Genomic DNA, 12,662 nt, shown 5'->3' with positions numbered 1-12,662 from the left:
GTTTTCGCCGCTACTCGGCCGCGGCGAAGCCCGGCAGCCAGTCCCGCATCTCGGTGCGGAACGGGGCCTCGGCGCCGAGCTGGCAGAGCACGCCGATGGTGCTCAGGGTGACCCGGTGGATCAGCAGGTAGTCCGGCGGCAGGTTGAGCTGCTTGCCCAGGTTGTACGCGGGGGAGCGGGGGTCGGCGATCCGGGCGGCCTGGGCCCGCATCCAGGCCCGGGTGAAGTGGAAGCGGTCCACCACGGCCGGCTCGATGATCGGCCGCAGGTAGTCCAGCACCGCGTCCGGGTCGAGCTGGATGGTCGGCTTGACGAAGCCCTCGGTCCGCAGCATGTCCAGCACGCCGACCGCGTCGTCGGCCAGGGCCATCCGCAGCGCGTCGCCGATCGGGCGGGGCAGCCCGGCGGGCAGCCGGTCCACGGTGCCGAAGTCCATCACGCCCAGCCGCCAGCCCTCGATCGGGCCGTCGTCCTTGAGCAGGCGGAAGTTGCCCGGGTGCGGGTCGGCGTGCAGCAGGCCGGTGCGGGCCGGCCCGGCGAAGAGGAAGTGGGCCAGCAGGTGGCCGGCCCGGTTCCGCTCGGCCTGGCTGCCGGCCGAGATCACCTCGGCCAGCGGGGTGCCGCCGAGCCACTCGGTGACCAGCACCTGGTCGGCCTGGGCGACCACGTCGGGCACCGTGATGTCGGGGTCCCCGGCGAACTCCTTGGCGTGTACCCGCTGGGCCTCGGCCTCCAGCGCGTAGTCCAGCTCCTCGCAGATCCGCTCGCGCAGCTCGGTGATCAGCGGCTTGATGTCCAGCCCGGGGATCAGCGGGCCGACCAGCCAGGCCACCCGGCTCAGCTGGCCCAGGTCGGAGAGCAGCGCCTCGCCGGCCCCCGGGTACTGCACCTTGACCGCCACCGGCCGGCCGTCCTGCCAGACCGCCCGGTGCACCTGGCCGATCGAGGCGGCGGCGGCCGGCCGGTCGTCGAAGCTGCGGAAGTCGGAGCGCCAGTCCTTGCCGAGGCGCTCGGCGAGCACCGCGTGGACGCTGGCGGCCGGCATCGGCGGCGCCGCGTCCTGGAGCTTGGTCAGCGCGGCGCGGTAGGGACCGGCCACCTCCTCGGGCAGCGCGGCCTCGAAGACCGAGAGCACCTGACCGAACTTCATGGCGCCGCCCTTGAGCTCGCCGAGGACCTTGAAGAGCTGGTCCGCGGTGGCCTGCTGGAGCTCGGCGGTGACCACCTCGGCGGAGCGTCCGCCGATCCGCTTGCCCAGGCCCAGGGTGGCCCGGCCCGCGATCCCCAACGGCAGGGCGGCCAGTCGTGCGGTGCGGGTCATAGCCTTGCGCGGAAGATCGCTCACCCGGGGCCTCCCAATCCTGCCACCCCTCACGAAGGGCCTGCCGTGACCGGGGGACGGCGGCCACTAGGCCATTGTGCCCGCTCCCCGCTTGCACCCGGCCAGAGCCGGTCGAACAGCTTCGAGAACATCCCGGGACGCCCGTGCGGCGGCCGCGGGGCGGCGCTCACCGCCAGAAGCAGCCGCAGTCCAGGTGCGGGGGCAGCCGCAGCCGGCGGGCCATGCCGTCCGCCGCGGAGATCTCGAAGTACCCGTCGACGCTGAGCGGGCGGGTGCCGTCGAGGTGGAGCAGCACCTGCAGCGCGGCCAGGCCCGCCACCGCGGTGGCCAGCGCGCCGTCGCAGGCCGGCTCCGGCGGCCGGCCCGGCCCGTCGGCGGCGAGCTGGGCGAGCAGTTGGGGCCAGGCGCCGTCCTGCTCGGCCCGGGTCAGCGCCGCGCAGCCGCCGCAGGCCGAGGCGCCGGGCAGCACCAGCGGCCCGACCACGCCCAGGTGCTCGACCACCCCGGTGTAGAGGTGCGGCACCCCGGCCCGCAGCAGCGACCGGGCCGCCACCGCCGGACCGGCGAAGGCACCGCTGCCGTCCCGCGGGGCCAGCACCACCAGGTCCGGCACGGGCGCGGCCGGCTCCCGCACCGGCGCCGCCCGCGGACCGGCCCCGGCCGCCGCCCCGGCCGCCCGACCCAGCAGCTCGCGCGCCGCGCCCTGCCGGGAGCGGCCCAGCAGCTCGGGCCCGAAGCCGGCCGGGGAGCAGTCCGCCGGGCGGACCCGCCCCTCGTCCAGCACCGCCACTGCGCCCACCCCGCCGGCCGCCAGCGCCGCCGCGACCGCCGCGCCCACCCGCCCGGCCCCGCGCACCTCGACCCGGGCCCCGGCCCGGGCGGCGAGCACCGTGGCCCCCGCCCCGGGCGGCGGGTGGAGCAGCGAGAGCGAGGCCAGGTCCGGGGCGAGCAGCTCCCGCCGGCTGGGCGGCAGCGCGGCCAGTGCGCGCTGCACCGCCGCCGAGTCCTCCAGCAGGCCGTTGCGGGCCAGCTCGGCCAGGGCCTGGCGGACGTACGGCGGAGCCAGGCCGAGGCGGCCGGCGGCGGCCTCGACGGCGGCCGCGTCCCGCTCGCCGTCCAGCAGGGCGAGGAAGGCGCGGTACGGCTCGTCCGCCTCGGCGACCACCTGGGCCCGCCCGGGATCGGTGCCGAACTGCAGCGTGCGGGAGTCCCGCCAGGCCCGGGAGAGGGCGGGCTTGAGCAACGGGCGCTCGGCGGCGGAACCCGGATCGGGAGAACGCCCCGGAACACCGGGAGAACGCCCCGGAACACCGGGAGAACGCCCCGGAACCGAACTCTTCCCCGCGGACCGCCCGGGCTGCGCGGTCGGCATCGTCTGCGCGGTCGACATGGCGACTCCCTTTCCGTACGGTGCGCACCGCCGATTGCCGAATGACTCCGCCCGGCTCCGGTGCGTAATGACAGGGTGCCCCAGCTGCGGGAATTCGCCCACGGAGTTGTCCACAGGTGGCGGAGATCATCTGACCGGCATTCAGGTGACGCGCATTCCGGGAAGGTGAATGCCGATCACCGGGAAAAAGAAATCCGGCCCGGGCAGCGGACTTCTGTCAGTCCTACCGGGTAACGTCCTGTGCCATGGCTGCCGAACGGGATTCCAAGCCCTCGGCGTCGCCTCGGCGTGCCCGTGCAGCGGCCGGGTCGGGGTCCACGACGCCCGGGTACCGCACCGTGGACGAGCCGGGCGCGGCCCCGCTCCCGGGCGAGGCGCCGCGCGGCACCCACGGCCACGCCCCCGGCGGCCCGGTCGAGGTCCGCCGCAGTGCCCGCCGCAGCCGCACCGTCTCGGCCTACCGCGAGGGCGACCGCACGATCGTGCTGATCCCGGCCCGGATGTCGCTCGCCGAGGAGCAGCGCTGGGTGGCCCAGATGCTCGACCGGCTGGCCGCCCAGGAGAGCCGCCGCACCCTGGGCGACGACGCGCTGTTCGACCGGGCCCGCCGCCTCTCCGCCGACTACCTCGGCGGCCGGGCCCGGCCGGACCGGGTCCGCTGGGTGACCAACCAGAACTCCCGCTGGGGCTCCTGCACCCCGAGCGAACGCACCATCAGGCTCTCGCACCGCCTGCAGGGCATGCCCGAGTACGTGCTGGACTACGTGCTGCTGCACGAGCTGGCCCACCTGCTGGTGGCCGACCACGGCCCGCGGTTCTGGGCGCTGCTGGAGGCCTACCCGCGCACCGAGCGGGCCCGCGGCTACCTGGAGGGGGTCGCGGCGGCCGCCCGGTTGCCGCACGTCCCCGGCGCCCGCGGTCCCGAGGAACTGCCCGGCGGCGAGCCGGAGGTCTGCGGCTGAGGCCGGGCCGCGGTCGGCCCGGCCCGCCGCGGCGTCAGCCCGCCAGCTCCCGGGCCAGGCCCACCAGCCGGCGCACCGAGGCGTCGGTGAGCTCCGGCAGCTCGTCGTAGCCGAACCAGCGCAGGTCCAGCGACTCCTCGCTGATCAGCTCCCGGGCACCCGCCGGCGCCAGCGCCACGTACTGCACGTCCAGGTGGGTGTTGGCCGGCCGGTCCTTGCCGGTGCAGTGCACCTGGTGCCGGTCCAGCTTCACCGGCACCGGCCGCCCGGCCCCGCCCGCCGACAGCAGCGTCAGCCCGGCGATGCCGGACTCCTCCACCGCCTCGCGCAGCGCGGCCGCGCCCAGGGTGGCGTCCCCGGGCTCGCAGTGGCCGCCCATCTGCAGCCAGAGCCCGACCTTCGGGTGCAGGGTCAGCAGCACCCGGCGGCCGGCCGGGTCCACCACCAGCGCACTGGCCGTCAGGTGCGCGGGCAGGCAGGACTTGAACAGGCCGTCCTGACGGTCCGCCAGGTGGGCCAGGTAGTCGTCGCGCAGCCGCTGCTGGTCGGCCTCGCCGGGCTCCCAGTCGGTCAGGGCCGCGACGGCGTCCTCGTGCAGCGTGGTCATGAGGCGGGCTAGTCCTTGCCGTCGGAGTCGGAGTCGGAGTCGGAGTCGGAGTCGGTACCGGCATCGGAGTCGGCCGCGGACCCGGGCTCGGCCTCGGTGCCGGGGGCCGGGGCGGCGCCGGCCGCGGTGCCCCGGGAGCCCTGCGCCGCCTCGCCCAGCAGCTTGTCGATCGCGTCGAAGTCCAGCCCGCCCTCGACCGGCTCGCCGCTGCCGCGGTGCACGAAGCCGTCCGGGTCGTCCAGGTCGGTCGCGGCGGGCAGCATGTCGGGGTGCTGCCAGAGCGCGTCGCGCCCGTCGATGCCGCGCGCGTCGGCCAGCGAGGCCCACAGCCGGGAGGCGTCGCGCAGCCGGCGCGGCCGCAGCTCCAGGCCGACCAGGGTGGCGAAGGTCTGCTCGGCCGGGCCGCCGGTGGCCCGGCGCCGGCGCAGCGTCTCGCGCAGCGCGGAGGACTGCGGCAGGTGCGGCTCGGCGGCGGCGTGCACCACCGCGTCCACCCAGCCCTCGACCAGTGCCAGCGCCGTCTCCAGCCGGGCCAGCGCGGCCTTCTGCTCGGGGGTGTCCTCGGGCTGCAGCAGCCCGTTGCCCAGCGCCTCCTGGAGCGCCTCGGGGTTCTCCAGGTCGAGGCGGCCCATCAGCTCCTCCATCCGGGAGGTGTCCACCTTGATGCCGCGGGCGTAGGCCTCCACCGCGCCGAACAGGTGCGCCCGCAGCCACGGCACGTGCGAGAAGAGCCGCTGGTGGGCGGCCTCGCGCAGGGCCAGGTAGAGCCGCACCTCCTCGGCCGGGACGCTCAGCCCCTCGCCGAACTCGGCGATGTTCTGCGGCAGCAGCGCGGCCTTGCCGGCCGGGGCCAGCGGCAGCCCGACGTCGGTGGAGCCGAGCACCTCGGCGGCCAGCGCGCCGAGCGCCTGGCCGATCTGGGTGCCGAACATGGCCCCGCCCATCGAGCGCATCACGCCCATCAGCGGGCCGGCCATCGACTGCATCTCCTCGGGCAGCACGCCGCCCATGGCGTTGCCCACCCGCTCGGCCACCGGGTCGACCAGCTCCTGCCAGACCGGCAGGGTGGCCTCGATCCACTCGGCCCGGCTCCAGGCCACCGCGGTGGCGGAGGAGGAGGGGAACTCGGTCGCCGAGTCCAGCCAGAGCTCGGCCAGCCGGACCGCCTCGGCCACCGCCGAGCGCTCGGTCGCGCTGACCGAGCGGTCCTTGGCCCGCCCCTCCGGCTGCTCGGCCACCACGCTCTGCCGGGCGATGTCCTTGGCCAGCTGCCAGTTCACCGGGCCGCCGTCGAACGAGAGCATCTGGCCGAGCTGCTGGAACGCGGCGCCCAGGTCGTTCGGGTTGAGGCCGCCCATCATGGCCGCGAACGGGTTGTCCCCGCCCTGGCCGGGCGCGCCCGCCCCGAAGAGCGCGCCGAACGGATTGGCACCGCCGAAACCGAACGGCTGCTCCGGCCGGTCGCCGGCGGGCTCGTCCTTCTTGCCGCCCTGGTCCTTGCCCTCCTCGGGCTCCTCGGGCGGGACACCGAATCCGAAGGGGAGGTCGCTCACGGGTTCCTCGATCTGGTCGGCCGTCACGCTGGTCGGGTGGCGGGAAAAGCACGTCAGGGACAGCGGACGAGCGGGCAAGCCCGCGCCGGGTGCACCGCCGGACCCTCACCTCGGGCAGGATGGACGGTGCGTGACACTCGTACGTACGCACATAAGCTAACCGTGGAGGATCGCCGGTGAGTTCCCCGCCTTCGGACGTTCGCTCTGGGCTGACCGGTGGCGAGGAGGCCCAGGTGGCGCCCGGGTCCGCGCCCCCAGCCTACGGCGGTCGACCGCTGACCGTCGCCGTCACCGGGGCGGCCGGCGTGCTCGGCGCGCGGCTGGTGGCCCGCCTGGTGCACAGCCCGGGGGTGCGCAAGGTGCTGGCGATCGACGACCGGCGCGGCGAGACGCCCGGCGTGCAGTGGCGGGTGCTGGACGTGCGCGACCCCGCGGTGGCCGAGCGGCTGCGCGGGGCGGACGTGGTGGTGCACCTGGCGATGGACTTCGGCATGGAGGCCGATCCGCGCACCCGGAGCGCCTACAACGTGCGCGGCGCCCAGACCGTGGTCACGGCGGCCGCGGCGGCGGGGGTGCCCCGGGTGGTGCTCTGCACCTCGGCGATGGTCTACGGCGCGCTGCCGGACAACGAGGTGCCGCTGGCCGAGGACTCCGAGCTGCGGGCCACCGAGGAGGCCAGCCTGGTCGGCGACCTGCTGGAGATCGAGCGGCTGGCCCGGCGGGCGCCGCGCGCCCACCCCGGGCTGCAGGTCACCGTGCTGCGCCCGGCCGTGGTGGTCGGCCCCGGGGTGGACACCGTGCTGACCCGGCACTTCGAGGCGCCCCGGCTGCTGGTGGTGGCCGGCTCGCGCCCCTGCTGGCAGTTCTGCCACGTGGACGACCTGGCCGCCGCACTGGAGTACGCGGCGCTCGGCCTGGTCGAGGGCGAGGTCACGGTGGGCTGCGACGGCTGGCTGGAGCAGGAGGAGGTGGAGGAGCTCTCCGGGATCCGCCGGATGGAGCTGCCCGCCGCGCTGGCGCTGGGCACCGCGGCCCGGCTGCACCGGCTCGGGCTCACCCCGGCCCCGGCCGGGGACCTGGCGTACACCATGTACCCGTGGGTGGTCTCCGGCAGCCGGCTGCACGAGGCGGGCTGGCGGCCGGCGTACGGCAACGAGGAGGTGCTGGCCGAGCTGCTGTCCCAGGTGGCGGGCAAGCACGCGGTGGCCGGGCGCCGCCTGGGCGGCAAGGAGGCCGCCACCAGCCTCGGCGCGGCGGGGGCCACGGTGGCGCTGGTCGGCACCGCGGCGCTGGTGCGCCGGGCCCGCAAGCGCCGACGGATCTGAGCCCGGGCCCGCCGGGCTTGGACACTTCGACAATTGCCCCCGCGGCCCGCGGATGGCGGATCATTGGAGCATGTCCGAGAACCACGACCCCATCCGCCTGCTCGCGATCCGCGAGACCCCGCTCTCGCTGGACGAGGTGTACGCGGCGGTCGGCGACGACGCGGCCGGCGGCACCACGCTCTTCGTCGGCACGGTCCGCGACCACGACGGCGGCAAGTCGGTGACCGCGCTGGAGTACAGCTGCCACCCCAGCGCGGAGCAGGAGATGCGCCGGATCGCGGAGAAGGTGGTCGCCGACCACCCGGTCCGGGCGCTGGCCGCCGTGCACCGGGTCGGCCGGCTGGAGATCGGCGACAAGGCCGTGATCGTCGCGGTCTCCTGCCCGCACCGCGGCGAGGCCTTCGCCGCCGCCCGGAAGCTGATCGACGACCTCAAGCACGAGGTGCCGATCTGGAAGCACCAGCTCTTCTCCGACGGCGAGGAGGAGTGGGTCGGCGCGGGCTCCTGCTGAGCGCCCGTCAGGCCCCCGGCCCGTTCGGCCCAACCGGTCGTACGAATGCGCCCGCCGGGTGGCGGCGGCTGACCCGCCGTAACCCGGATGGCCTCGGCGCCGTTCTCCTCCCGGGCGGCTAATGTGCTGATAGGCACGACGAGCTGGGAGGACGGACATGGCAGTGCTGGCGTGGTTGGGGATCCCCGTCGTCGCGGGTGTGGTCGCCGTCCTGTGGGCGACCTGGGCCGCCCGGCCGCCGAAGGCCACCGGTGACGGTGCCTCGCTGGCCGAGCACCAGCGGTTCACGGCCGCGATGGAGCGCAGCACCGGCGGCCCCCGGGTGCCGGACGGCCAACGGCGCTGAGCCCGCTCCCGGCAGCCGGACGGTCTGACCCGGCGGGCGCGTCGCGGGGGTGGTCCCGTACTGTCGTGGCATGCCACGCCGCTCTGCGACGATGCTCGCCGCGACCCTGACGCTCATAGCGCTGCTCTGTGTCTCCGTGCTGCTGCCGGTGCCGTACACCCAGCTGAGCCCGGGCCCGACGTACAACACGCTGGGCGCGCAGGACAAGAGCGGCACCCCGGTGATCAGCATCACCGGGACCCAGACCTACCCGACCAGCGGTCACCTGAACATGACCACGGTCCAGGTCACCGGGGCCAACTACGAGCCGAGCCTGGTCTCGGTGGTGGTCGGCTGGCTGCGCAACGACCAGTTGGTGGTGCCGCACGACACCATCTACCCCAAGGGCGAGACCGAGCAGCAGTCCGAGCAGCAGAACGCCGAGGACTTCGCCAACTCCCAGGACAGCGCCAAGACGGCCGCGCTCACCCAGCTCGGCTACAAGGTCGGCAGCAAGGTGATCGTCTCCAGCGTGGTGGCCGGTGCCCCCGCCGACGGCAAGCTGCACGCCGGTGACGAGATCCTGGCGGTGGACGGCACCCAGGTCACCGCGGACACCCAGGTGGCCCCGCTGGTGGCCAAGAAGAAGCCCGGCGACACCGTGGTCTTCACCGTGGTGCCCAAGGACGGCTCGGCGCAGAAGGACGTGCCGGTGGTCACCGCCAAGGCCCCCGACGCCGACCGGGCGATGGTCGGCATCCTGCCCGGCACCACGCACACCTTCCCGTTCACCATCGACATCGGCCTGCAGGACGTCGGCGGGCCGAGCGCCGGCCTGATGTTCGCGCTGGGCATCGTGGACAAGCTGACCCCCACCGACCTGACCGGCGGCAAGTTCGTGGCCGGCACCGGGACCATCGACGACGACGGCAAGGTCGGCCCGATCGGCGGCATCTCGATGAAGGTGATCGCCGCCCGCGAGGCCGGCGCCCGCTACTTCTTCACCCCGAGCGAGAACTGCGACGAGGCCGCCCGGGACACCCCGTCGGGACTGCGGCTGATCAAGGTGGACAACCTGGACGGCGCGATCAAGGCGCTGGCCCAGGTCCGGGCCGGACAGGACTCGGCACTGCCGTCCTGCCCGGCGCACTGACGGGCGGTCATCGGCCGGCGGTCAGGCGAACGTCGCCAGCAGCGCCCGGGTCAGCCCCGGCACCAGGTCGGGGCCGGTCAGCACCTCCCGGGCCAGGTCCTTCTCGCGCAGTCGCAGGGCGGTCTCCTTCTTGCCGTCGCGCAGTACCGCGGCGGTGATCCGGACCTCCTGGCGGCGTGGGTGGTTGGCCACCCACTCGGCGATCTGCGCCTCGTTGGCGTTGGCCGGCCGGCTCTTCTCGGCGCCCGGCGGAAGCATCAGCCGCTCCACCACCAGCGCGCACCCGGTCACCGCGTCCGGCCAGGCGATGGTGCCGAGGAACTCGTCCAGCGCCATGCCGCTCGGCAGTTCGTCCTGCAGGACCGGGGTGAGCTCGCCCTCCGGGGCGTCCTGCAGCCCGAGCTGCTTGGCCACCTTGGGGTCGGAGCGGCGCAGTCGGGCGCTGTCGACCAGGGCGAACAGGCGGGCGGGCTGGTCCCAGCCGAGGCCGGCGGAGTACTCGTCGATCTCCAGGGCGGCGCGGGTGAGCGGCGAGGCGGCCGGCGGCAGGCCGGCGGCGGTGTCAGGTGCTTCGGACATGGCCCCATCCTCACACGTCCCGGCCGGGTGCGGCCGCGTGCGGGCCCGGGCGCGCGGGGGGTGGCTGGGAACTGGGTGGGCGGACGGTTAAGTTGCTCTGGTGGGCCGCCGGTCCACCGGCGCCCCGCGCCGCCCGCCGCCACACCAGCAGAGGTGCCGCCTTGGTCTTCCAGATGCCCGACCGCGAAGGTCCGGCGTACCGTCCGAGGGTCGGTCCGCCCTCGCGCCGCGCGAGGGTGCTGCTGCTGACCCTGGGCGTGCTGGCGCTGCTCTTCCTGGCCTTCGTGCTGTTCGCGGGGTTCTGGACGGACTGGCTCTGGTTCAAGTCGGTGCACTACTCCGGGGTGTTCAGCACCCAGTTGTGGACCAAGGCCGGCCTGTTCGCGGTGTTCGGGCTGCTGATGGCGGTGGCCACCGGGGCGAACGTGTGGCTGGCGTACCGGCTGCGGCCGCCGCTGTCGGCGATGTCGGTGGAGCAGCAGAGCCTGGACCGCTACCGGATGGGCATCGCACCGTTCCGCAGGTGGCTGCTGGTCGGCGTCTCGCTGCTGGTGGGCCTGGTCGCGGGTGCCGCGGCGGCCGGGCAGTGGCGGCTGTGGCTGCTGTGGACCAACGCCACCCAGTTCGGGGTGAAGGACAGTCAGTTCCACCTGGACGTGGCCTTCTACGCCTTCGACCTGCCCTGGTACGAGTTCCTGCTCGGCTTCGCGTTCAGCGCGGTGGTGGTCTCGCTGATCGCCGCGCTGCTGGTGCACTACCTGTACGGGGGCCTGCGGCTGCAGGGGCCCGGGCGGCGGGCCAGCGCCGGGGCGCAGGGCCACCTGGCCGTGCTGCTGGGCGTGTTCGTGCTGCTCAAGGCGGTGGCGTACTGGCTGGACCGGTACGCGCTGGCGGTGAAGACCGGCGCCTACAAGGGCGTCAGCGGCTACACCGGGCTGCGCTTCGTCGACGCCAACGCCTACCTGCCGGCCAAGACCATCCTGTTCTGCGTGGCGCTGATCTGTGCGGTGCTCTTCTTCCTCACCCCGGTGCGGCGCACCTGGGCCCCGGCGCTGATCGGCTTCGGCCTGATGGCGCTGTCGGCGGTGCTGATCGGCGGGCTCTACCCCGCGATCGTGCAGCAGTTCCAGGTCAAGCCGAACGAGCAGGCCAAGGAGGCGCCGTACCTGAAGAAGAACATCGACGCGACCCGGCAGGCCTACGGGATCGCGGACAGCCAGACCCAGCAGTACACCCCCAACGGCTCCACCGACGCCGCCACCCTGGGCCCGGACGCGCAGACCATCGCGGCCATCCGGATGCTGGACCCGAACATCGTCTCGCCCACCTTCCAGCAGGTCGAGCAGCAGCGCTCGTACTACGGCTTCCCGAGCACCCTGGACGTGGACCGGTACAGCACCCCGCAGGGCGTGCAGGACACCGTGATCGGCCTGCGCGAGCTGGACCTCGGCGGGGTGCAGCAGCGCAACTGGATCAACGACCACTTCAAGTACACCCACGGCTACGGCACCGTCTCGGCCAAGGGCAACCAGGTCAACGACAAGGGCCAGCCGGTCTTCACCGAGTCCGGCCTGCCCGCCACCGGGAGCCTGGGCGACTACGAGCAGCGGATCTACTACGGCGAGAACACCGGCACCTACTCGATCGTCGGCGGCACCAACCAGGAGATCGACTACACCGCGGACGGAGGTGACAAGACCTACCAGTACCAGGGCGGCAGCGGCGTCTCGCTGAACAACCCGATCACCCGGGCCGCCTACGCGGTCAAGTTCAGCGAGCCGCAGATCCTCTACTCCGGCGCGATCGCCAACGGCGCCCGGGTGCTCTACGACCGCACGCCCAAGGAGCGGGTGGAGAAGGTCGCCCCCTGGCTGGCGATCGACGGCGACCCGTACCCGGTGGTGGAGAACGGCCGGGTGGTCTGGGTGCTGGACGGCTACACCACCTCGGACGGCTACCCGTTCTCGTCCAAGACCCAGCTGGGCGACGCCACCAAGGACTCGCTGTCCAACCAGCGCGGCGAGGTGCTGACCGCGGCCGACGACGTCAACTACATCCGCAACTCGGTCAAGGCCACGGTGGACGCCTACACCGGCGAGGTGACGCTCTACCAGTGGGACGACCAGGACCCGGTGCTGAAGACCTGGATGAAGGCCTTCCCCGGCACGGTCCAGCCGCGCGGCGCGATCCCGGCCGGCCTGCTGCCGCACCTGCGCTACCCGCAGGACCTGTTCAAGGTGCAGCGCGACCTGCTGGGCATGTACCACATGACCGACCCGAACTCGTTCTTCAACGGGACGGACATCTGGCAGGTGCCGGTCGACCCGACCAACGACCGCGGCCAGACCCAGCCGCCGTACTACCTGACCCTGCGGATGCCGGACCAGCCCGCCGCGACCTTCTCGCTGACCACCACCTTCGTGCCCGGCGCGCGGGACAACCTGGCGGCGTTCATGGCGGTGGACGCTGACCCGGGGCCGGACTACGGGAAGATCCGGATCCTCAAGGTGCCCAGCGACAGCAAGACGCTCGGCCCCAAGCTGGTCCAGTCGCAGTTCAACTCCAACCCGGCGGTGGCCAACCAGCTGACCCTGCTGAAGAGCGGCAGCGACTCCGACCTGGAGTACGGCAACCTGCTCACGCTGCCGGTGGGCGGCGGCTTCCTCAACGTGGAGCCGGTCTACGTCAAGGGGCGCGGGGCGAACTACCCCGTGCTGCAGAAGGTGCTGGCGGTCTACGGCAACGACAAGGTGGCCTTCGAGAACACCCTGGGGCAGGCGCTGACCAGCGTGCTGGGCTCGGCGCCCGGGGCCACCGGGACGGCCGGGCTGATCCGCTTGTTGACCAGCTCGTTGGTGGCGTTCTGCAGCTCGGTGTCGAAGGCCGTCTGCAGGTCCGGGTAGGTGAAGTTGAAC

Annotated in this window: 10 protein-coding genes and 1 pseudogene; 6 read left to right on the top strand and 5 right to left on the bottom strand. The window is 73.9% G+C overall.

The features are described from left to right. Window positions 1–10 precede the first annotated feature (10 nt). Both ACFW1A_RS30800 and ACFW1A_RS30795 read right to left on the bottom strand, forming a co-directional pair. Window positions 11–1,345 (bottom strand): ABC1 kinase family protein, encoded by a 1,335-nt coding sequence (locus tag ACFW1A_RS30800; RefSeq protein ID WP_380414551.1) that lies wholly within the window; start codon window positions 1,343–1,345, stop codon window positions 11–13. A 163-nt stretch (window positions 1,346–1,508) separates the two neighbouring features. Beyond that, the gene (locus ACFW1A_RS30795; protein WP_380414549.1) at window positions 1,509–2,585 is read right to left on the bottom strand and encodes a ThiF family adenylyltransferase; all 1,077 of its coding nucleotides are present in this window, start codon (window positions 2,583–2,585) and stop codon (window positions 1,509–1,511) included. Window positions 2,586–3,070: 485 nt separating this feature from the next. On the opposite strand from ACFW1A_RS30795, the gene ACFW1A_RS30790 reads away from it, so the two are divergent. Then, window positions 3,071–3,694: a M48 family metallopeptidase gene (locus ACFW1A_RS30790; protein ID WP_380414547.1), complete on the top strand. Its 624-nt coding sequence runs from the start codon at window positions 3,071–3,073 to the stop codon at window positions 3,692–3,694. 34 nt (window positions 3,695–3,728) lie between these two features. On the opposite strand, the gene ACFW1A_RS30785 is transcribed toward ACFW1A_RS30790, so the two are convergent. After that, window positions 3,729–4,301 (bottom strand): NUDIX hydrolase, encoded by a 573-nt coding sequence (locus tag ACFW1A_RS30785; protein WP_380414545.1) that lies wholly within the window; start codon window positions 4,299–4,301, stop codon window positions 3,729–3,731. A gap of 8 nt (window positions 4,302–4,309) precedes the next feature. Then, window positions 4,310–5,854, bottom strand: a complete 1,545-nt coding sequence (locus tag ACFW1A_RS30780; protein ID WP_380414543.1) for a zinc-dependent metalloprotease — start codon at window positions 5,852–5,854, stop codon at window positions 4,310–4,312. Window positions 5,855–6,030: 176 nt separating this feature from the next. Here ACFW1A_RS30780 and ACFW1A_RS30775 point away from each other — a divergent pair, with 176 nt between their 5' ends. From ACFW1A_RS30775 to ACFW1A_RS30760, 4 genes are all read left to right on the top strand, one after another. Continuing rightward, window positions 6,031–7,179 (top strand): NAD-dependent epimerase/dehydratase family protein, encoded by a 1,149-nt coding sequence (locus tag ACFW1A_RS30775; protein WP_380414541.1) that lies wholly within the window; start codon window positions 6,031–6,033, stop codon window positions 7,177–7,179. A gap of 70 nt (window positions 7,180–7,249) precedes the next feature. Next, on the top strand, window positions 7,250–7,690 hold the full coding sequence (locus ACFW1A_RS30770) for a molybdenum cofactor biosynthesis protein MoaE (RefSeq protein ID WP_380414538.1): 441 nt from the start codon (window positions 7,250–7,252) through the stop codon (window positions 7,688–7,690). Window positions 7,691–7,847: 157 nt separating this feature from the next. Then, a complete protein-coding gene (locus tag ACFW1A_RS30765; RefSeq protein WP_380414536.1) occupies window positions 7,848–8,036 on the top strand; it encodes a hypothetical protein in 189 nt (62 codons plus the stop codon). Between the two features lie 70 nt (window positions 8,037–8,106). Further along, window positions 8,107–9,168, top strand: coding sequence for a PDZ domain-containing protein (locus ACFW1A_RS30760; RefSeq protein ID WP_380414534.1), 1,062 nt, complete (start codon window positions 8,107–8,109; stop codon window positions 9,166–9,168). A 21-nt stretch (window positions 9,169–9,189) separates the two neighbouring features. Here the strand turns inward: ACFW1A_RS30760 and ACFW1A_RS30755 are convergent, their stop codons facing one another. After that, window positions 9,190–9,747 (bottom strand): PPA1309 family protein, encoded by a 558-nt coding sequence (locus ACFW1A_RS30755; RefSeq protein WP_380414532.1) that lies wholly within the window; start codon window positions 9,745–9,747, stop codon window positions 9,190–9,192. 173 nt (window positions 9,748–9,920) lie between these two features. On the opposite strand from ACFW1A_RS30755, the pseudogene ACFW1A_RS30750 reads away from it, so the two are divergent. Beyond that, a pseudogene (locus tag ACFW1A_RS30750) lies at window positions 9,921–12,563 on the top strand (UPF0182 family protein); the annotation flags it as partial. Window positions 12,564–12,662: the final 99 nt, after the last annotated feature.

Origin of the sequence: Kitasatospora sp. NPDC058965 (assembly GCF_042741245.1) — a bacterium.
Lineage (GTDB): Bacteria > Actinomycetota > Actinomycetes > Streptomycetales > Streptomycetaceae > Kitasatospora.
The sequence above is the reverse complement of the archived record's forward strand: the minus strand, read 5'-3'. Positions and strand labels throughout refer to the sequence as shown.